Raw genomic sequence first — 18,545 nt, forward strand, 5'->3', positions numbered from 1 at the left:
CAGGCTTGATGGCAGGCCTTTGCGCAGCCGTGCTGGACCAGGCCGCGCACAGGCGCTTGCGCATCGCCGCGTGGTGGCGGCGAGGTGTCATTACGGGGATGGGCGAAGGGAGCGCGCGCGGAAACGTCGCGGTGAGGCAGCAGGGAGCTTACAGGTCCTGCTCGTAGCGCACGTACGGCACGGTGCCGTCGTCGTTGCTTTCGTTGCGTGGCGAGAACGGATTCTTGCCGCGGCTGATCACGTTCTCGGCGCCCACGGTGAGCTGGCCGGACCATGGCGTGCGCCAGGTCAGGCCGATACCCAGGCCTTCCCACTTGCCGGGCTTGCCGGGCACGTCGATGACGCGGCCGATGATGCTGCCGGTGAAATTGCCGTAGCCGGCGCCGATGCTCAGGCTCTTGCTGTCCCAGCGGTCGGCAATGGCCGGCGAGGCGTCGGCCAGCGGTACCAGGCGGGCCTTGGCGTAGGTGCCGGCGATGGACACGAAGCCTTCGCGGCCGATGTTCTTCTGCGCGAACACCGTCAGGTCATTCTGCTCGGCGCGCAGCGAAGGGGTCTTGTTCGGGCCTGCCAGCCATGCCGGCAGGGTTTCACGGCCGGTGCCGGCGGTGATGCCGAGGCGGCTGCTGCCACGGTTCAATGCGGCGGTGCCGGTGAAACGCCGGCTGTTGAGGTCGTCCTCGTCGCCGAGGCTGGCCAGCATGCAGTGGCTGGCCAGGCCGCTCATGCTGGTCCCGCTGCTGCTGCAGAGCAGCCCCAGCGAATCGCCGGAGGACAGGCCAAAGGCCGCATCCAGTGAGTTGCGGCCGAAATGCCAGCGCGCCCCGGCCGCCTGCTCACCGGTCGGCTCCAGGTACAGCAGGGCCTCGACCTTGCCGCTGCCCTTGTTCCATACCGGCAGCACGGTGCGGGTGTCCTTGCTCTGCGCATGCACGCCCGTGATCGCGCCAAGGGCGATCATCATGGCCAGCGGTAGACGCAGGAAGGTACGCATCGGACCAGTTCAGACAGGGACGGACAACGGAAGTTCCCGTGGGGACGGGAACTTGATCCTAGGGTGTTTATGAATTCTTAACAAGCCTTGATCCTCCCCAGGTACAAGACTGCCGTTCATTGAAGCCGTTCAGGCGCCGGTACAGCCCCCTGGGCGCCGTGGAACAGTATGCCGAACTCCGTCAATGGAAAGTGATACTCACGCCCGCAGAATTCGCAACGGACCTCGACGGCGCCGGTGTCTGCAGCCGCTGCACGGGCCTCTTCCTCACCCAGCGACTGCAGCATCGCCGCCACCCGCTCGCGGGAACAGGAGCAGGCAAAGGACAGCGGCTTTTCGCCCATCAGCGCCGGCTTCTCCTCGTGGAACAGGCGGTGCAGCAGCTGCTCGGCCGGGGTGGCCAGCAGTTCAGCCTTGCCCAGGGTTTCGAACAGGGCGCTGGCGCGCGCCCAGCCGTCCTCGTCGCCCTCGTCGCCCGGCAGCTTCTGCAGCAGCAGGCCGGCGGCACCATTGCGGTCGGCCGCCAGCAGCAGGCGGGTCGGCAGCTGCTCGGACTGGCGGAAGTAGTCCTCGAAGGCCTCGTCCAGTTCCGGTGCGGTCAGTCCGACCAGGCTCTGGTAGCGCTGTGGTTCGCGCGGGTCCAGGCCGGGGTTCTCGATGGTGATGGCGAGGATCGCGTCATCGCCCAGGCTGGACAGGTCGCGCGGCGCGTCGCCGCCTTCGCTGAGCTGGGCGATGCCGCGCAGGGTGCCGGCGGCGGTGCATTCGGCGAACAGGGTGCGCAGGGCAGTGCTGCTGCGCAGCTGGATCGACAGGCGTCCATCGATCTTGGTATGGCCGGTGAACAGCGCCGAGGCCACGCAGGCCTCGCCGAGCAGTTCGGCGGCGGTATCCGGGTACTCGGCGTGGGACAGGATTTCCTGCCAGGTGGCCTGCAGGTGCACGTGGACGCCGCGGACGCCGGCGTCGGGGAGCAGGAAGCGGATCAGGGAATCGGAGTTGGCGGTCATCGGCTCACATCGCGCGTAAACGGGGGCAGTTGCCGGATAATGCGCCGACAACCAGATAGAAGAAGGATGCACCAGTAATGGGGGCAGGGGGAGAGCTGCACAAGGTGGAAGCTGTCGTAGAAGGCCCGCGCCGCAGGCGCTGGCGCTGGAAACGGCTGCTGTGGCTGCCGGTGCTGCTGGCTGCTTTCAGCTGGCTGCAGGTCCTGGTGCTGCGGTTCATCGACCCGCCCGTGTCCATGGTGATGCTGTGGCGCTATGGCGAGGCGCTGGGCGAGGCCGATTGGTCCTATCGCCTGCATTACCAGTGGCGCGACCTTGACCAGATGGCGCCGAGCCTGCCGATTTCGCTGGTGGCCGCCGAGGACCAGCGCTTCCCCGACCACAACGGCTTCGATCTGCAGGCGATCGAGAAGGCCCGCGACCACAATGCCAAGGGCGGGCGACTGCGTGGCGCCAGCACGATCAGCCAGCAGGTGGCCAAGAACCTGTTCCTCTGGCAGGGCCGCAGCTGGATCCGCAAGGGGCTGGAGGTCTGGTACACCGTGCTGATCGAAGCGCTGTGGCCAAAGGAGCGCATCCTGGAGATGTACGCCAACATCGCCGAGTTTGGTGATGGCGTGTACGGAGCTCAGGCGGCGGCGCAGAAGTTCTGGGGCAAGGACGCGGCCAGGTTGAGCCCGGCCGATAGCGCGCGGTTGGCGGCGGTGCTGCCGGCACCGCGGCGCTACAACGCCGCAAAGCCAGGGCCGTACGTGCAGCGGCGCGCCGCCTGGATCCAGCGCCAGGCACGGCAGCTGGGCGGGGCCGCGTACCTTTCGGAAGAGTGAGCGCGCGCCGCCTGATCTACGGGCGGCGGCAACGTACAATCCGGGCATGACCCGCGAACGGCTCACTTTCGTCATCGCCGCCTACAACGAGGCCCTGGCACTGCCGTTGCTGCATCCGCGGTTGTGCGCGGTGCTCGACGCGCTGCCCGACATCGACGGCCACATTCTGTACGTGGACGACGGCAGCCATGACGGGACCTGGGAGGTGATCGCCCGCCTGGCCCAATCCGACGCGCGGGTCTCCGCGCTGAAGCTGTCGCGCAATTTCGGCAAGGAAGCCGCACTGACCGCTGGCCTGGACCTGGTGCGCGAAGGGGCGGCGATGATCCTGGATGCCGATGGCCAGGACCCGCCGGAGCTTGTGCCGCAGTTCGTCGCGCGCTGGCGCGAGGGCCATGACAACGTCTATGGCACGCGCCTGGCGCGCGATGGCGAGGCCTGGATCAAGCGTGCCACGGCGGCGATCTTCTACCGCGTGATGGGGCGCCTTTCGCGTACGCCGATCCCGGCCGATACCGGGGATTTCCGCCTGCTGTCACCACGCGCGCTGAGTGCGCTGCGCGAGATGCGTGAGCGCCATCGTTTCATGAAGGGGCTTTTCAGCTGGGTGGGTTTCAAGCGCGTGGCGGTGCCCTATCACCGCCACGCACGCGTGGCCGGCACCAGCAAGTTCAGCCTGTGGCGGCTGTGGAACTTCGCCCTGGAAGGCATTACCGGGTTCTCGACCGTGCCTCTGCGCGCGGCGACCTACCTGGGGCTGGCAACCGCGGCGGTGGCCTTCGTGTTCGGCATGTGGGTGATCGTCAAGGCCGCGCTGTACGGCGACCGGGTGGCGGGCTGGCCGACGATGATGGCGGTGATCCTGTTCCTGGGCGGGGTGCAGTTGATCGCGCTGGGCCTGATCGGTGAGTACCTGGGGCGCCTGTACGAAGAGTCCAAGCAGCGGCCGTTGTACCTGGTTGACGCGTGGCTAGCATCCGCCGTGGCAGACTCGACCCTGCAACCCACCCTCGGAGGGCAGGCAGATGACCACGGTACGGCAACTGTTGGACGGCAAGTCTCCTGAAGTACATGCGGTCGCGCCGGATGCGGCGGTGATCGATGCGATCCGGTTGATGGCGGAAAAGGGCATTGGCGCGGTCCTGGTGATGGACGGGCCGCGGTTGGTCGGGATCCTTTCGGAGCGCGATTACGCGCGCAAGATCGTGTTGCGTGATCGTTCTTCGCGCGATACGGCGGTGGCCGAGATCATGACGACGCAGGTGGTGACGGTGTCGCCGGGCGAACAGGTGGAGCATTGCCTGCAGCTGGTGACCGACTACCGCATCCGCCACCTGCCGGTGGTGGAGGGCGCGCAGGTGCTGGGGGTGATTTCCATTGGCGACCTGGTGAAGTCGGTGATCGATGCGCAGCGGCGCGAGCTGGATCAGCTGCAGCAGTACATCGTCGCCGGGTGAGGGTGTCGCTGGCGGGCCTGCGGCCCGCCGGCCCGCTTTTCGAAGCTCAAAGCCAAGGCCAAAGCAGCGCCTTCCTGATGCGGGGGGAGGCTGAGGGCATGGGCGTGTCCTGCCTGCGTCACCCGTCCCCCTCAAACCACGATCAATCCAGGCGCCACGAACGAACGCTCCTACTTCGCATACTGCCCACCGCAGTTGGCATCCTTGCCCGGCCCCAGTTCAATCGTAGCCAGCAGCGCCGCCGGCGGGGCAATGCTGCCCAGTGCCAGGGCCACCGCGCCGCGGATACCCAACGCCTTGAAGTCCGGGCGGAACGACGGGTCCTTGAACGTGCCGCTGATATGCAACGGTGACCGCAGTACCAGGATGCTCTTGTCCTTCGGGCGCGGTTTCAGCAGCAGGTCCAGGGTCTCGTCGCGCAGGCTGACCGTGCCTTCGCCGATGAGGATGGTATCGGTGGTGTCCACCGCCAGTGCCTGGCTGGTCATCAGGCCGTCCTGCACACCGAAGTCGGCGAAGGCGCAGCGCAGCGGAATCTGCTTGTCACCGGTCACCAGGAACTTCAGTGATTCGGTGATATCCAGCCCGGCCAGTTCCATCACCAGGTTGCCGACATGGCCACGGCCCATCGCCAGCCCGACCTTGCCGCTGCTGCTGCCGAGCATGGCGGCGATCGAGTTGCCGCGCCCGCTCAGGTCCACTTCGCCGCCGATGCCGCCCTTGGCCTGCTCGGCCAGCTTCGCATCCGGGAAAAGCTGGCCCAGCTGCACGCCGCGTACGCTAGCCCTCAACGCAGTGCGAATCTGCGCCTGGCGTGCATCCATGCGGACCGTGCTGCGGATATCGCCGCCGGCCACGCCGAAGTTCAGCGGGTCCAGCCGCAGCACGCCGTCATCCAGCAGCAGGTGCGCGTCCATGTCGTCCAGTGGCAACGAGGGCGCATTGATGCGGTGGGCCTTCCAGCGCACGTCGGCATCCATCGCACGCAGTTTGCCCAGGTTGTAGGGCGTGTCGGGCAATACCCGGCTGCTGACGGCGACGCGGGCGGCCTGTGCCTTTTGTTCCGCATTCGCGGTTTCGCCGCCGCCGGTCTTCGGTGGCGCTCCCACGAAGCCGGCCAGGTCATCGAAGTCCAGGCGCCTGGATTCCAGTGTCGCGGTCAGCCGTGGACGGTCGCGTCCCACCTCGAACTGCAGGTTGCCAGCGAGGTCGCTGTCACCGACCTTGCCGGTGAAGCTGTCGTAGCGCCAGACGTTGTGGTCGCGCTTCAGCCGTCCGTCCAAGGCGTAGGGCGGTGAGGGCGGGATGGCAATGCCGAGCAGCGGGTACAGGTCCGACAGGTCCTGCCCGCTGAGTGCGAACTGCAGGTCGAACACCCGCAGCTGGAACGGATTGGTCAGCGTGCCACTGGCCACCGCGTGGGTAGCGCCGGCGCGACCGTCGAGGTGGATGCGGAACGGGTGGTCGCTGTCGGTCAGTTCCAGCGGTGATTCGGTTCCACCGCGCAGGGTGAACGGGTTGCCCTGCCAGTGGCCTTTGCCCTGCACCAGCAGCGGCGGCGAGGCATCGGCCTGTTTCGGCTGACCGCTGCGCACGCCCACGCGGATGTCGGTGCGGCCCAGAGCATCGATGAACTGCAGCCGACCATCGTCGATGCGCAGGCGTTTGAGCTGCGGGCTTGTGCCGCCGGCGCTGTCACCGAGGAAGTCCCAGTTGCCCGGCTCGCCCTTGCGCGGGGCGGTTTCCAGCAGCACGTCCGGCCGGGTCAGGCGCACCTCGGGCAGCTGCACGCTGCCGCGCAGCAGGGGCCAGACCCGCACGTCGATCTCGACGCGGTCTGCGCTGGCCATCTCAGGTTGTTTCGCCCAGCTGGCATTGGCGAAGGTGATCGCATCGGCGCGGATCGTGCTGGTGCGGCCGAGGTCGACATCAAGGTTCCCAATGTGCAGCACTCGGCCGGTGCGTGCCTGCACCGCGCGCTCCACCGGACCCTTGAACCAGTTCCAGTCCCACAACGCGAGCAGTATCAGGATCGCCGCCAGCAGGAAGACCAGGATCGTGAGCCAGCGCCGGCCTCGTGGGCCGGGGCGGCGGAGGCGCCAGCGGGGCGTGCGCTTTGCGGCAGGGGAGGCGGCAGCATTCACGCTGCCATGGTTGCCCCCTGTTCGTGGACAGGGCGCGAAGCGACCATGTGCATGGCGTGCACACGCCGCCGTCGAGCGGCCGTTTACAGCACCTGCATGGTGACCGCGACGAAGTGGCAGACGCTGCCGCCGATCACGAACAGGTGCCAGATGGCATGCGAGTACGGGATCGATTCACGGTGGTAGAAGTAGGTCCCCAGCGTGTACGACAGGCCGCCGGCGAACAGCCAGGTGAGGGTGCCGCCATCGATCGAGGCCCACATCGGCTTGATCGCCACGACCACCAGCCAGCCCATCGCGATGTAGATCACCGTTGAGAGCACCTTGAAACGGCCGGTGTAGAACAGCTTGAACACCACGCCGCCCAGCGCCAGCGCCCAGATCGCGGTGAACAGGCCCCAGCCCCACGGACCGCGCAGGCCGATCAGCGTGAACGGGGTATAGGTGCCCGCGATCAGCACATAGATCGCGCAGTGGTCGAACACCTTCAACCGGCCCTTGGCGACCGGATGCTGGATGGCGTGGTACAGCGTGGAGGCGGTGTACAGCAGCAACAGCGCGATGCCGAACACGATCGCGCTGGCCAGCTGCCAGCCGTCGCCGTAGATCGCAGCCAGGGTGATCAACACCGCGCTGGCGGCCAGGGCGAATACCGCGCCCAGGCCATGGGTCAGGGCGCTGGCGATTTCTTCACGGATCGAAGCAATGGACGTCGTGGACATGGCGTAGGCATTGTTCGCGGGGAGGGGGACCCGCACCCCCTTATCATCGCCGCGATGGGCGATGCGTGCACGCCTGTCACCGTATGGTGGGTGAATGCCTGCCTTGCGTTGGCTGGGGTCAGAGCCCTTTCCTGCCGGAAAGGGATCCGACCCCGTGGCATCAGCCCACCGAAACGGTATGCGCCGCTTCGCGGGTGGCCGAGAAACGCACGTCCGGCGAGCGTTCCTGCGCCAGCTGCAGGTTGACCCGGGTCGGTGCCAGGTAGACCAGGTGGCCGGCTGCATCCAGTGCCAGGTTCAGCGCATTCTTCTCGCGGAACTCTTCCAGCTTCTTCTCGTTGCTGCAGTGGACCCAACGCGCGGTGGTCACGCTGACCGGCTCGAAGGTGGCTTCCACGCCGTACTCGTCCTTCAGGCGATAGGCCGCCACGTCGAACTGCAGCACACCCACCGCACCCAGGATCAGGTCGTTGCTGGTGAGAGGGCGGAAGAACTGGGTCGCGCCTTCTTCGGACAGCTGGGCCAGTCCCTTCTGCAGCTGCTTGAGCTTGAGCGGATCGCGCAGGCGCGCGCGGCGGAACAGTTCCGGGGCGAAGTTGGGGATGCCGGTGAAGGTGACCGCTTCGCCTTCGGTAAAGGTATCGCCGATGGAAATGGTGCCGTGGTTGTGGATGCCGATCACATCGCCCGGCCAGGCTTCGGCGGCGATCTCACGGTCGCTGGCCATGAAGGTCAGCGCGTTGGCCAGCTTCATTTCCTTGCCGGTGCGCACGTGGAAGGTCTTCATGCCAGCGCTGAAGCGGCCCGAGCAGACCCGCATGAACGCGACGCGGTCGCGGTGCTGCGGGTCCATGTTGGCCTGGATCTTGAACACGAAGCCGGTCAGCTTGTTCTCTTCCGGGGCGATCTCGCGGCCGGTGGTGGACCGTGCCTGCGGCGACGGCGCATGCTCGACGAAGAAGTCCAGCAGCGGCTGCACGCCGAAGTTGTTCACGCCCGAGCCGAAGAACACCGGGGTCTGCTTGCCGGCGCGGTAGGCCTCCAGGTCGAACGGATGGCTGGCGCCCTGCACCAGTTCCAGCTCGTCGCGCAGGTCGGCCAGCATCTGCGCACCGATCTTCTCGGCCAGGCCGGGGGCGTCGATGGACGGGAAGATGGTCGAGTCCTGGCGGGTGAAGTTGCGGCCCGGCTCGTACAGGTGCACTTCGCCGGTCAGCAGGTGGACCACGCCCTTCAGGCGCTGGCCCATGCCGATCGGCCAGGTGACCGGCGCGCACTGGATGCCCAGCACGGTTTCCACTTCATCCAGCAGCTCGATCGGGTCCTTGCCCTCGCGGTCGAGCTTGTTGATGAAGGTCATGATCGGGGTATCGCGCAGGCGGCACACTTCCATCAGCTTGATGGTGCGCTCTTCCACGCCCTTGGCCACGTCGATCACCATCAGCGCCGAGTCCACCGCAGTCAGCACGCGGTAGGTGTCCTCGCCGAAGTCGGCGTGGCCGGGGGTGTCGAGCAGGTTGACGATCTTGTCTTCGTACGGGAACTGCATCACCGAAGAGGTGACGGAGATGCCGCGTTCCTTTTCCAATGCCATCCAGTCGGAGGTGGCGTGGCGGGCGGCCTTGCGGCCCTTGACTGAACCGGCCATCTGGATCGCGCCTCCGAACAGCAGCAGCTTTTCGGTCAGCGTGGTCTTGCCGGCGTCAGGGTGGGAAATGATGGCGAAGGTGCGGCGACGCGACGCTTCGTTGGCGACTTCGGACATGGCAGTGGCGCCCGCCCGGGGCGCTTTTCAAAGAGATAAGCGCCCGATTATACCGGCCGGGGCCGTTCAGCGCCCGATGCCGCCCTCGGCCTCGCCCTGGCGGGCGAACTGCAGCTGGCCCTGCTCGGCGAAGATGCGTGCTGGCACCGAACGCAGGCCCATGCCACGGTTGACCTGTACCACGAAGTGCAGGTGCGGTGCGCTGCTGAAGCCGCTGTTGCCGGACAGGCCGATGGGCTGCCCGGCGCCCACCGCCTGGCCGCGACGCACGCGCATGCCGCCGGCCTGCAGGTGGCCGTACAGGGCCATGCTGCCGTCGCTGTGCAGCACGCGGATGAAGTTGGCGCGGGCACCATCACGTTCGCGGTCCTGGCCGTTGCCTCGGAAGCCATCCTGGATCTGCATCACCGTGCCCTCGCGCGCGGCCAGCACCGGTGTGCCCTCCGGCAGTGCGAAGTCGACCGCGTCGCGGTTCTCCTCGTCGTCATGGCTGAACCGGCCCTGCGGCGCCTGGTCCACGCGCGGGCGTGCATCATCGAAGGGCAGGCGGTAGGCCACATCCTCGGCCTGTGCGGCGGGGTTGCCTGGTACCGACTGCAGGCGCAGGTCCAGCATCCGGCCGTTGACCGGCGCGGGGAGGTGGCCGACGACCAGACTGCTGTCGCCCTGTATCAGTGACTGCACCGGCAAGCCGTCGACCGGGTGCCCAGGGGCGGCGCGCAGTTCGATCTGCAACGGCCCGGCCAGGGTGTTGTCGATCCGGGCCTGCCACTGTTCGCCGATCGACTGCAGGCGCAGCTGGGCCATCGGAAGGGGGGCCTTCGCCTCCGCGCTGGCGGGGGCAGGCGCCTTCGGCAGCATCCCCCAGCCCTGGCGCCAGTCGCTGGCGCCGGCAGAGGCGCTGGCCAGCAGCGGCAGGAGCAGGCAGGTCAAGGGCAGGCGTGGCATCAGCGGATTCAGGAAAACGGACCGTCCGGACTGTACCCGATCCTGAACGGAGCGACCGCGACGCCTCTCGCATACCTGTCGCGAAAATATTCATCGCTTTATCCGCATGAAGGGATTGACAGCACCCGGAAGCGCTGGCATCGTGGCCTCACCATCGAGACCGGCAGAGGGACAGGCCCTTTGAAGCCGGGGCAGCCCGCGGATGCGAAAGCGTCCGCGTAGGTGCCAAATCCTGCGGGGACCGTGGCGTCCACCGAAAGATGGTTCGATCCATGCACCGCACGTGCATCTCGAACGCGAGCCCCGCGAAGGCTCGATGGCCGATTCCCCAACCGGATCCCGCCATGAGCTTCGCTGCCAGTACCGCCGTTCGCCCCGAACCCTTTGTCCCCGTCAGCGTGCCGGTCGAAGACCGCGTGCATGCCGAGCGCGGTGAGTTCGCCGCGGTGCTGTCGATGCGTCACGCTGGCCCCAGCCCGGTGCGCCTGCGCTATGAGTGGGTCGGCCCGGCCAATGCGCCGGTGGTGGTGCTGGCCGGTGGCATTTCCGCCCATCGCCATGTGGCGTCCAACGCACAGTTCAGCGAGAAGGGCTGGGCCGAAGACCTGGTCGGCAGTGGTCGCACGCTGGATCCGCAGCAGTTGCGCGTACTGGCGTTCGACTTCATCGGGGCCGACGGTGCGTTGGACGTGCCGATCGATACCGCTGACCAGGCCGATGCGCTGGCACTGCTGCTGGATCATCTGGGTATCCGCACGCTGAAGGCCTTCGTCGGCTACTCGTATGGCGCGCTGGTCGGCCAGCAGTTCGCAATCCGTCATCGAGCCCGGGTGCGCCAGCTGGTGCTGGCCAGCGGCGCGCATCGTCCGCACCCGTATGCCGCGGCCTGGCGCGCACTGCAGCGCCGCGCCGTCGCCCTCGGCCAACTGCAGTGCGGCGAAGACCACGGCCTGGCGCTGGCCCGGCAGTTCGCCATGCTCAGCTACCGCACCCCGGAAGAGTTCGGCGAGCGCTTCGACGCCGCGCCGGAAGTGATCAACGGCCGCGTGCGGGTCGCCGCCGAGGACTATCTGGACGCCGCCGGCGCGCAGTACGTCGCGCGCACGCCGGTGACCGCCTACCTGCGCCTGTCCGAATCGATCGACCTGCACCGCGTGGACCCCGCGGCCATCCTGCCGCCGACCGTGGTGGTCGCGGTGGAGGGTGACCGCCTGGTGCCGCTGGCCGACCTGGTCGGCCTGGTCGAGGGGCTGGGGCCGCGCGGAAGCCTGCGCGTGCTGCGCTCGCCCTATGGCCACGACGCCTTCCTCAAAGAAACCGATCGCATCGACGCGATCCTCGCCACCGCCTTCCGCACCTCTGGAGAGTCCGCATGAGCCTGCACGCCAACGAGCCGTCCTGTAGCCGCACCACTGCCGCCGTCCGTGCCGGCATCGATCGGGACACCGCGCATGGCGCGGTCACGCCGCCGATCGTGCTGTCGTCGAACTTCAGCTTTGAAGGCTTCGGCAACAAGCGCCAGTACGACTACACGCGCAGTGGCAACCCGACCCGCGACCTGTTGGGTGAAGCGCTGGCCGAGCTGGAAGGCGGTGCGGGCGGCGTGATCACCGCCACCGGCATGGGCGCGATCAACCTGGTGCTGAACGCGCTGCTTCAGCCGGGCGATACCCTGGTCGTGCCGCACGACGCGTACGGTGGCAGCTGGCGTCTGTTCAATGCGCTGGCGAAGAAGGGCCATTTCGAACTGGTCACCGCCGACCTGACCGATCCGCGCGCGCTGTCGCAGGCGCTGGCCGCCCAGCCGAAGCTGGTGCTGGTGGAAACGCCGTCCAATCCGCTGCTGCGCATCACCGACCTGCGCTTCGTCATCGATGCCGCGCACAAGGCAGGTGCTCTGGTTGTGGTCGACAACACCTTCCTGTCGCCGGCCCTGCAGCAACCACTGTCGTTCGGTGCGGATCTGGTGCTGCATTCCACCACCAAGTACATCAACGGCCACAGCGACGTGGTGGGCGGTGCGGTCGTCGCGCGCGATCCGGCACTGCATGAGCAGCTGGTGTGGTGGGGCAACGCGCTGGGCCTGACGGGTTCGCCGTTCGATGCCTTCCTGACCCTGCGCGGCCTGCGCACGCTGGACGCGCGCCTGCGCGTGCATCAGGAGAACACCACGTCGATCGTTGCGCTGCTGGACCAGCATCCGGCGGTCGGCCGCGTCTATTATCCGGGCCTGGCCGATCACCCGGGCCACTCCATCGCTGCTCGCCAGCAGAGTGGCTTCGGCGCGATGCTGTCGTTCGAACTGGCGCACTGCGCGGGTGATGATCCGCACGCGGCGGTGCGCGCGTTCGTCGATGGCCTGCGCTGTTTCACCCTGGCCGAATCGCTGGGCGGCGTCGAAAGCCTGATCGCGCACCCCGCCACCATGACCCATGCGGCGATGACCGCCGAAGCGCGTGCTGCGGCCGGCATCTGCGAAGGCCTGCTGCGCCTGTCGGTTGGCATCGAGGCCGAGCGTGACCTGTTGGCCGATCTCGGCGCCGCGCTGCAGCGTGCCGAAGCGGTGATTGATGCGGCTGCGCGCCGCAAACAGGTGGTGGATGCATGAGCGCGCTCGCCGCAGACATTCCTGCTCTGGGCGTGGGACGCCTGGCGCTGCTGGGCACCGGCACGGTCGGCTCGGCCTTCGTACAGCGTTACCAGGCATTGCGGGCGCGTGGGCTGGAACTGCCCAGCGTGCAGTGGCTGGCCAATTCACGCACTGCGCTGGAGATCGATCGTGACCTGGCGTTGCCGCTGGAACTGGCACGGCGTGCACCGCGCGATGGCCAGAGTTCGCCACCGTGGGCGAGTGCCGAAGGACTGGAGCGTGGCGACGTGGTGGTCGACGCCACCGCCAGCGAAGACGTGGCCGCGCGCCACGTGCAGTGGCTGGCGCGGGGCGTGCATGTGGTGACCGCCAACAAGCTGGGGCGTGGTGCGCAGCTGGCCCGCGCGCAGGCCATTGCGGAAAGCTGTGCCGACAGTGGCGCACGCTATGGCGACAGCGCGACGGTGGGCGCGGGCCTGCCGCTGTTGAGCAGCCTGCGTGCACTGGTGGCCGGTGGCGATCACATCCATGCCATCGAAGGCGTGCTGTCCGGTTCGCTGGCGTGGCTGTTCCATCGTTATGACGGCCAGTCGCCGTTCTCGGCGGCGGTGCGCGAGGCGCTGGCTGCCGGCTACACCGAGCCCGATCCGCGCCTGGACCTTTCCGGTGAAGACGTGCGCCGCAAGCTGCTGATCCTGGCGCGCAGCAGCGGGCTGGCGCTGGATGCGTCGCAGGTAGAGGTGGATTCACTGGTGCCTGAAGCGCTGGCAGCGCTGCCGCTGGAGGATGCGGTGGCGGCGCTTGAGCAGCTGGATGCGCCGTTGCAGGCGCGCTGGCAGCAGGCGCATGACAATGGCCGCGTGCTGCGTTTCGTTGGCCGTGTCGATGGCGAGGGTGCGCAGGTGGGCCTGCGTGAGTTGCCTGCCGATCACCCGTTGGCGCAGGGCGCGGGCACCGACAACCGCGTGGCCATCCACAGCGATCGCTATCACCGCCAGCCGTTGTTGATCCAGGGCCCGGGCGCGGGCGCGGAAGTCACCGCCGCCGCGCTGCTGGATGACGTGTTGCGGATCGTCGGCTGATCGCACTGCTTCTGTAGAGCCGAGCCCATGCTCGGCTGCTACTGGCGAGATCCCTCTTGCTGGATAAGCCGAGCATGGCTCGACTCTACAGGGGAGGGCTGCCGTTCAATGCGCCTTCAATGCCTTCAGCAACGCTGCGTTGAACTGCTTCGGGTCCTGCACCTGCGGCGAATGGCCCAGTTCGGCGAACTCGATCAGCGTCGCGCCGGGAATCGCCGCGGCTGCCGCCTTCCCGAGCACCGGATAGTTGCCCAGCGTCGCTTTCACCGCTGGTGGCGCCAGGTCGCGACCGATCGCGGTGCGGTCCTTCTGGCCGATGAACAGCGTGGTCGGCACCTGAACATTCTTGAGTTCGTAGACCACCGGCTGGTTGAACACCATGTCCGAGGCCAGCGCCTGGCTCCATGCAACGGCCTGCTTGCCGGGCCCTTCGTACATGCCCGACTGCATCCGCGCCCACGGTTCATATGCCGGCTTCCATTTGCCGTCGTAGTACACGTCCAGCTGGTAGCGGCGGATGCTGTCATAGCTGATGGTCATTTCGCCGGCGTACCACGCGTCCACGCTGCGCCAGGGAACACCCAGCGCCTTCCAGTCTTCCAGCCCGATCGGGTTGACCAGTGACAAGCTGCGCAGGTCCTGCGGGAACATCAGCGCATAGCGCACCGCCAGCATGCCGCCCATCGAATGACCGACCAGGTGCACCGGGACGTCACCCAGTTGCAGCTGTTGCAGCAGGGCATGGGTGTTGGCGGCCAGCTGCGCGAACGAATACTGGTAACGCTCGGGCTTGCTGGATTTGCAGAAGCCCACCTGGTCCGGGGCGATCACCCGATAGCCGGCGGCAACCAGTGGCTTGATCGATTCCTTCCAGGTGGCGGCACAGAAGTTCTTGCCGTGCAGCAGCACCACCACGCCGATGGGCGCCTTCTTCGGCGCGATGTCGAGGTAGGCCATTTCCAGCGGCTGCCGCTGCGATTCCAGCGCGAAGGTCTTCACCGGATAGCCGTAGTCGAAACCCTCCAGCCGCGGCCCGTAAGTGGGCGAGGCCAGCGCAGGCAGTGGAAGGCAGGCAAGCAGGGCGGCAGCGATCACGCGCATGGGGCGGTCCTGGATAGGGGAGCCCCGAGCCTAACCGGAACGCAGTGACGGTGTCGTCCGACCGGGCAGATTCGATCGACTGTTAGTCGACTACCTTCCCCACAACGAGCGAAAATCCCGCGCTGCGCGCGATAGTCGACCAACGGTCGACTCTACCTGCGGCCCGGCGCCATCGCGCCGGGCCCGGTCGACCTCAACACTCGATGACGTTCACCGCCAGGCCACCGCGGCTGGTTTCCTTGTACTTGTCCTGCATGTCGCGGCCGGTATCGCGCATGGTCTTGATCACCTTGTCCAGCGACACCTTGTGCTTGCCGTCGCCGCGCATCGCCATGCGCGAGGCATTGATCGCCTTCACCGCGCCCATCGCATTGCGCTCGATGCAGGGGATCTGCACCAGCCCGCCGATCGGGTCACAGGTCAGGCCGAGGTTGTGTTCCATGCCGATTTCCGCGGCATTCTCGATCTGGCTCGGGTTGCCACCCAATGCTGCGACCAGGCCACCGGCCGCCATCGAGCAGGCCACGCCCACTTCGCCCTGGCAGCCCACTTCGGCGCCGGAGATCGAGGCGTTTTCCTTGTACAGGATGCCGATCGCCGCCGAGGTCAGCAGGAAGTCGAACACACGCTGCTCGTTGGCGCCGGGGCAGAAACGGTCGAAGTAGTGCAGCACCGCCGGCAGCACGCCGGCTGCACCGTTGGTCGGCGCAGTCACCACACGACCACCGGCGGCGTTCTCTTCGTTCACCGCCAGCGCGTACAGGTTGACCCAGTCCAGCGTGGTCAGCGGATCGCGCATCGCTGCTTCCGGCTTCGACGACAGCTCGCGGTACAGCGCCGGTGCACGACGGCCGACCTTCAGGCCACCCGGCAGCACGCCTTCCTCGCGGATGCCGCGCGCCACGCACGACTGCATCGCACTCCAGATCTCGCGCAGGTTGGCGCGGATCTCGTCTTCGCTGCGCCAGCACTTCTCGTTCTCGAACATCAGCTGGGCAATGCTCAGGCCGCTGCGCGCGGTCTGCGCCAGCAGCTCGTCGCCGCTCTTGAACGGGTAGGGCAGCGGGGTCTCGTCGGGCACGATACGGTCATCGGCCGCATCATCCTGGTTGACCACGAAGCCGCCACCGACCGAGTAGTAATCGCGGGTGGCGATCACCTCGTCCTCGGCGTTGTACGCGGTGAAGCGCATGCCGTTGGTGTGGTACGGCAGCTTCTGGCGCTTGTTCATGCCGAGGTCGCGCTTCTCGTCGAAGGCGATCTCGTGCTGGCCCATCAGCTGGATGCGCTTGCTGCTGCGGATGCGCTCCAGGGTGGCCGGAATGATGTCCGGATCGATCAGGTTCGGCCGCTGGCCTTCCAGTCCCAGCAGGATCGCCTTGTCGGTGCCATGGCCGCGGCCGGTCAGCGCCAGCGAGCCATAGACATCGGCGCGGATGCGCGCGACTTCGTTCAGGCGACCCGGGTCGAGCAGCCAGCGATGGATGAATCGCTCGGCGGCCTTCATCGGCCCGACGGTGTGCGAGGAGCTCGGGCCAATCCCGATCTTGAAAACGTCGAACGTGCTGACAGCCATGGTTGCCGTACTGCGGGTACCGGAGGAGACCGCTATTCTAGCGGTTCATGCCGCACTTCCATGGCTGCGGCGCAGCATTTCGGCAGAGGGAGCAAAACCGGTGTTGACCCTGTTCCAGCGCGATGACTGCCACCTGTGCGACATGGCCCTGGCCGAGCTGGCCAAGGCGCGGGCACCAGAGTTCGAATCGGTTTTCCTGGACGATCAGCCTGCGCTGGAAGCGCGCTACGGCGCGCGGGTGCCGGTGCTGCGCGACGAGACTGGTGGTCGTGAGCTGGACTGGCCGTTCGACGCGACCACGGTTCAGGCCTGGCTGGCCGACGTTCGGTAGTGCCGGCCGTTGGCCGGCAACCCCGCGATGCCCGGTGATGCCGGCCAGCGGCCGGCACTACCAGAGGCGTTGCCATGTCCGGTGATGCCGGCCAGCGGCCGGCACTACCAGACGCGGTTTACTTCGCGTCGAACTTCACGATCGTGCTGATCGCGGTTTCGTCCGGGATGGTCTTGGTGTCGGCCCAGTCGCCGCCGCCGACGCCGAAGTCCAGGCGCTTGACCGTGGCCTTGCCGGTCAGCACCGGCTGGGTGCCCGGCTTCCAGGTGAAGGTGAGGGTGACCGGCTTGCTGACGCCTCGCAGCTCCAGTGTGCCATCGGCGGCGAACTGGTCATTGCCCACCGCGCGGAAGCCCTTGGCGGTGTAGCGTGCGGTGGCGAACTTGCCAACATTGAAGAAGTCGGCGGACTGCAGGGTCGAGTCACGGTCGCTGTTGCCGCTCTTGGCGCCGGCCAGCGGGATCACCACGTCCAGCGAACCGGCGGCCGGGTTGGCCGGGTCGAAGCTGAGCTTGGTGGCGAAGCCCGGGAAGCTGCCGGTGAACACTTCGCCGTCGTACTTGGTGGCGAACACCAGGATCGAGCCGGCGCCGGGCGCCTGTGCGTAGTCGGCGGCGAACACCGGGGTGGTGGCCAGCATGCCGGCCAGGGCGGCGGCCACGGCGGCCGGAGTGGTCAGTTTCAGGTTCATCGGTCAGTCCTTCTGAGGGGAGGCGAGCCAGCCGCGCGGCAACATGCGGGACAAGGTCGCATCGCGCTGGAACAGGTGGTGGTAGAAGGCAGCGCCGGCATGGGCCAGCACCACCGCGATCAACAGCCAGAAGCCGTACTCGTGGATGGCATGCGATACCGCGACCACCTGCGGGTCGGGACCGCTCAGCTTGGGCACGTCGACCAGGCCGAACCAGCGGAACGGGCGCAGGCCGCTGGCCGAGTCGTACAGCCAGCCCGACAGCGGGATGGCGAACATCAGCACATACAACAGCACGTGGGTGGCACTGGCGATGCGTTCCTGCCAGCTGGGCACGCCCGGCACCGGCTTGGGGGCACCGGCATACAGGCGCCAGCCGAGGCGGAAGAGCACGAGCGCCAGCACGGTGATGCCGATCGACTTGTGCGCGGTATAGACCCAGAAATACTTGGGGGTCTTGGGCAGTTCGCCCATGGTCAGGCCGACCACGCCCAGGGCGAGGATCAGCAATGCGATCAACCAATGCAGGATCTGGCTGACACTCCCCCAGGCGGCGGGGGTGTTCTTGGCGGTCATGAAGGGTCCTCTAGGGGGCCGTCTTGGGGTCGGAGTGTGGAACGGGAGCGGGAGTTCCCGGGGCGTCGCTGCGGTCGAGGGTGGCTTCAGCCTCGATCCTCAGCTGTACTGCATCACCGATGACGCCCGGCCAGGCGGTGATGCCGAACGCGCGCCGGCTCAGCGTGGTGCTGGCGGAAAAACCGGCGGTGCGTCGGAACGGGGGGAGGGGGTAGCGCTTGATGGCGTTGAGGGTCACGTCCAGCGTGATCTCCTGGCTGACCCCGCGCAGGGTCAGGGTGCCGATCACGCGGGCGCGCCTGGCATCGATCGGTTCGACCCGGCTGGAGACGAAATGTGCCTTCGGGAAACGCTCGCCATCCAGAAGGCTGCGGGCCAGCGTGGCCTGGTTCCATTTGGGGTCACCAAGGTCCAATCGCGACACGGGGACTTCGACGTCCAACGTGGCCTCGCGCCAGTTGTCGGGATCGAACTGCAGGCGGCCCTCACTGCCGGAGACCGTGCCCATCGCCTGCGAGTAGCCCGCGTGGTCGATGCTGAACAGCACACGCGTGTGCACCGGATCGAGGCGATAGGTATCTGCATCCGCCCAGGCGGGAGCGGTGGCGAGCAGCATCGGCAGCAGGGCCAGGCAGGGACGCATCGATGGCGGGCTCCGGAAGGGGGACGCTGTGATCATACGCACAGGCCCCTGCCAAGGATGCGTGCATGGCTGCAACAGTTCGTGGTGG

Annotated in this window: 18 protein-coding genes and 1 riboswitch; of the genes, 7 read left to right on the top strand and 11 right to left on the bottom strand. The window is 67.3% G+C overall.

All coding sequences use genetic code 11. The annotated features are described in order from the left end of the window. Window positions 1-148: 148 nt before the first annotated feature. The gene (locus tag JLDANKMP_RS05645; protein ID WP_024956328.1) at window positions 149-961 is read right to left on the bottom strand and encodes a hypothetical protein; all 813 of its coding nucleotides are present in this window, start codon (window positions 959-961) and stop codon (window positions 149-151) included. A 149-nt stretch (window positions 962-1,110) separates the two neighbouring features. Then, window positions 1,111-2,004 (bottom strand): Hsp33 family molecular chaperone HslO, encoded by an 894-nt coding sequence (locus JLDANKMP_RS05650; RefSeq protein ID WP_005410687.1) that lies wholly within the window; start codon window positions 2,002-2,004, stop codon window positions 1,111-1,113. Between the two features lie 77 nt (window positions 2,005-2,081). On the opposite strand from JLDANKMP_RS05650, the gene mtgA reads away from it, so the two are divergent. Genes mtgA through JLDANKMP_RS05665 form a run of 3 tightly spaced genes read left to right on the top strand, consistent with a single transcriptional unit; the run spans window position 2,082 to window position 4,288 of the window. Then, window positions 2,082-2,831: a monofunctional biosynthetic peptidoglycan transglycosylase gene (gene mtgA / locus JLDANKMP_RS05655; protein WP_212560707.1), complete on the top strand. Its 750-nt coding sequence runs from the start codon at window positions 2,082-2,084 to the stop codon at window positions 2,829-2,831. Between the two features lie 46 nt (window positions 2,832-2,877). After that, window positions 2,878-3,897, top strand: a complete 1,020-nt coding sequence (locus JLDANKMP_RS05660; protein WP_212560708.1) for a glycosyltransferase family 2 protein — start codon at window positions 2,878-2,880, stop codon at window positions 3,895-3,897. Next, window positions 3,857-4,288, top strand: coding sequence for a CBS domain-containing protein (locus JLDANKMP_RS05665; RefSeq protein WP_005414236.1), 432 nt, complete (start codon window positions 3,857-3,859; stop codon window positions 4,286-4,288). The genes JLDANKMP_RS05660 and JLDANKMP_RS05665 overlap by 41 nt, the downstream gene beginning before the upstream one ends. Window positions 4,289-4,458: 170 nt before the next feature. Here JLDANKMP_RS05665 and JLDANKMP_RS05670 read toward each other — a convergent pair whose 3' ends face one another. The 4 genes from JLDANKMP_RS05670 to JLDANKMP_RS05685 all read right to left on the bottom strand — a co-directional run bounded on the left by JLDANKMP_RS05670 (window position 4,459) and on the right by JLDANKMP_RS05685 (window position 9,867). Continuing rightward, window positions 4,459-6,432: an AsmA family protein gene (locus JLDANKMP_RS05670; protein WP_212560709.1), complete on the bottom strand. Its 1,974-nt coding sequence runs from the start codon at window positions 6,430-6,432 to the stop codon at window positions 4,459-4,461. 83 nt (window positions 6,433-6,515) lie between these two features. Further along, window positions 6,516-7,154: a hemolysin III family protein gene (locus JLDANKMP_RS05675; protein WP_005410682.1), complete on the bottom strand. Its 639-nt coding sequence runs from the start codon at window positions 7,152-7,154 to the stop codon at window positions 6,516-6,518. Between the two features lie 160 nt (window positions 7,155-7,314). Continuing rightward, on the bottom strand, window positions 7,315-8,919 hold the full coding sequence (locus JLDANKMP_RS05680; protein WP_005410681.1) for a peptide chain release factor 3: 1,605 nt from the start codon (window positions 8,917-8,919) through the stop codon (window positions 7,315-7,317). 66 nt (window positions 8,920-8,985) lie between these two features. Then, a complete protein-coding gene (locus JLDANKMP_RS05685) occupies window positions 8,986-9,867 on the bottom strand; it encodes a M23 family metallopeptidase (RefSeq protein WP_212560710.1) in 882 nt (293 codons plus the stop codon). 148 nt (window positions 9,868-10,015) lie between these two features. Continuing rightward, window positions 10,016-10,134: riboswitch (SAM riboswitch) on the top strand. 77 nt (window positions 10,135-10,211) lie between these two features. On the opposite strand from JLDANKMP_RS05685, the gene JLDANKMP_RS05690 reads away from it, so the two are divergent. Genes JLDANKMP_RS05690 through JLDANKMP_RS05700 form a run of 3 tightly spaced genes read left to right on the top strand, consistent with a single transcriptional unit; the run spans window position 10,212 to window position 13,539 of the window. After that, the gene (locus JLDANKMP_RS05690) at window positions 10,212-11,243 is read left to right on the top strand and encodes a homoserine O-succinyltransferase (protein WP_005410679.1); all 1,032 of its coding nucleotides are present in this window, start codon (window positions 10,212-10,214) and stop codon (window positions 11,241-11,243) included. Beyond that, complete coding sequence (locus JLDANKMP_RS05695; protein ID WP_212560711.1) at window positions 11,240-12,475, top strand: O-succinylhomoserine (thiol)-lyase; 1,236 nt, start codon at window positions 11,240-11,242, stop codon at window positions 12,473-12,475. Before JLDANKMP_RS05690 ends, JLDANKMP_RS05695 begins: the two co-directional genes overlap by 4 nt. Continuing rightward, window positions 12,472-13,539, top strand: coding sequence for a homoserine dehydrogenase (locus JLDANKMP_RS05700; RefSeq protein WP_212560712.1), 1,068 nt, complete (start codon window positions 12,472-12,474; stop codon window positions 13,537-13,539). Before JLDANKMP_RS05695 ends, JLDANKMP_RS05700 begins: the two co-directional genes overlap by 4 nt. A 105-nt stretch (window positions 13,540-13,644) precedes the next feature. Here JLDANKMP_RS05700 and JLDANKMP_RS05705 read toward each other — a convergent pair whose 3' ends face one another. Further along, window positions 13,645-14,640 carry an alpha/beta hydrolase gene (locus JLDANKMP_RS05705; RefSeq protein ID WP_212560713.1) on the bottom strand — a complete coding sequence of 332 codons (996 nt, stop codon included), beginning with the start codon at window positions 14,638-14,640 and terminating at the stop codon, window positions 13,645-13,647. A gap of 193 nt (window positions 14,641-14,833) precedes the next feature. Then, on the bottom strand, window positions 14,834-16,216 hold the full coding sequence (locus JLDANKMP_RS05710) for an L-serine ammonia-lyase (RefSeq protein ID WP_005410675.1): 1,383 nt from the start codon (window positions 16,214-16,216) through the stop codon (window positions 14,834-14,836). 100 nt (window positions 16,217-16,316) lie between these two features. Here JLDANKMP_RS05710 and JLDANKMP_RS05715 point away from each other — a divergent pair, with 100 nt between their 5' ends. Continuing rightward, on the top strand, window positions 16,317-16,547 hold the full coding sequence (locus JLDANKMP_RS05715; RefSeq protein ID WP_212560714.1) for a glutaredoxin family protein: 231 nt from the start codon (window positions 16,317-16,319) through the stop codon (window positions 16,545-16,547). 118 nt (window positions 16,548-16,665) lie between these two features. On the opposite strand, the gene JLDANKMP_RS05720 is transcribed toward JLDANKMP_RS05715, so the two are convergent. Genes JLDANKMP_RS05720 through JLDANKMP_RS05730 form a run of 3 tightly spaced genes read right to left on the bottom strand, consistent with a single transcriptional unit; the run spans window position 16,666 to window position 18,457 of the window. Then, window positions 16,666-17,238, bottom strand: a complete 573-nt coding sequence (locus tag JLDANKMP_RS05720) for a YceI family protein (RefSeq protein WP_005410673.1) — start codon at window positions 17,236-17,238, stop codon at window positions 16,666-16,668. A gap of 3 nt (window positions 17,239-17,241) precedes the next feature. Further along, window positions 17,242-17,814, bottom strand: a complete 573-nt coding sequence (locus JLDANKMP_RS05725) for a cytochrome b (protein WP_005410672.1) — start codon at window positions 17,812-17,814, stop codon at window positions 17,242-17,244. Between the two features lie 10 nt (window positions 17,815-17,824). Next, entirely contained in the window at window positions 17,825-18,457 is a 633-nt protein-coding gene (locus JLDANKMP_RS05730) for a YceI family protein (RefSeq protein WP_212560715.1), read from the bottom strand. Window positions 18,458-18,545: the final 88 nt, after the last annotated feature.

The organism is Stenotrophomonas sp. PE591, assembly GCF_018320795.1.
In the GTDB taxonomy this organism is placed as follows: Bacteria; Pseudomonadota; Gammaproteobacteria; order Xanthomonadales; family Xanthomonadaceae; genus Stenotrophomonas; species Stenotrophomonas maltophilia.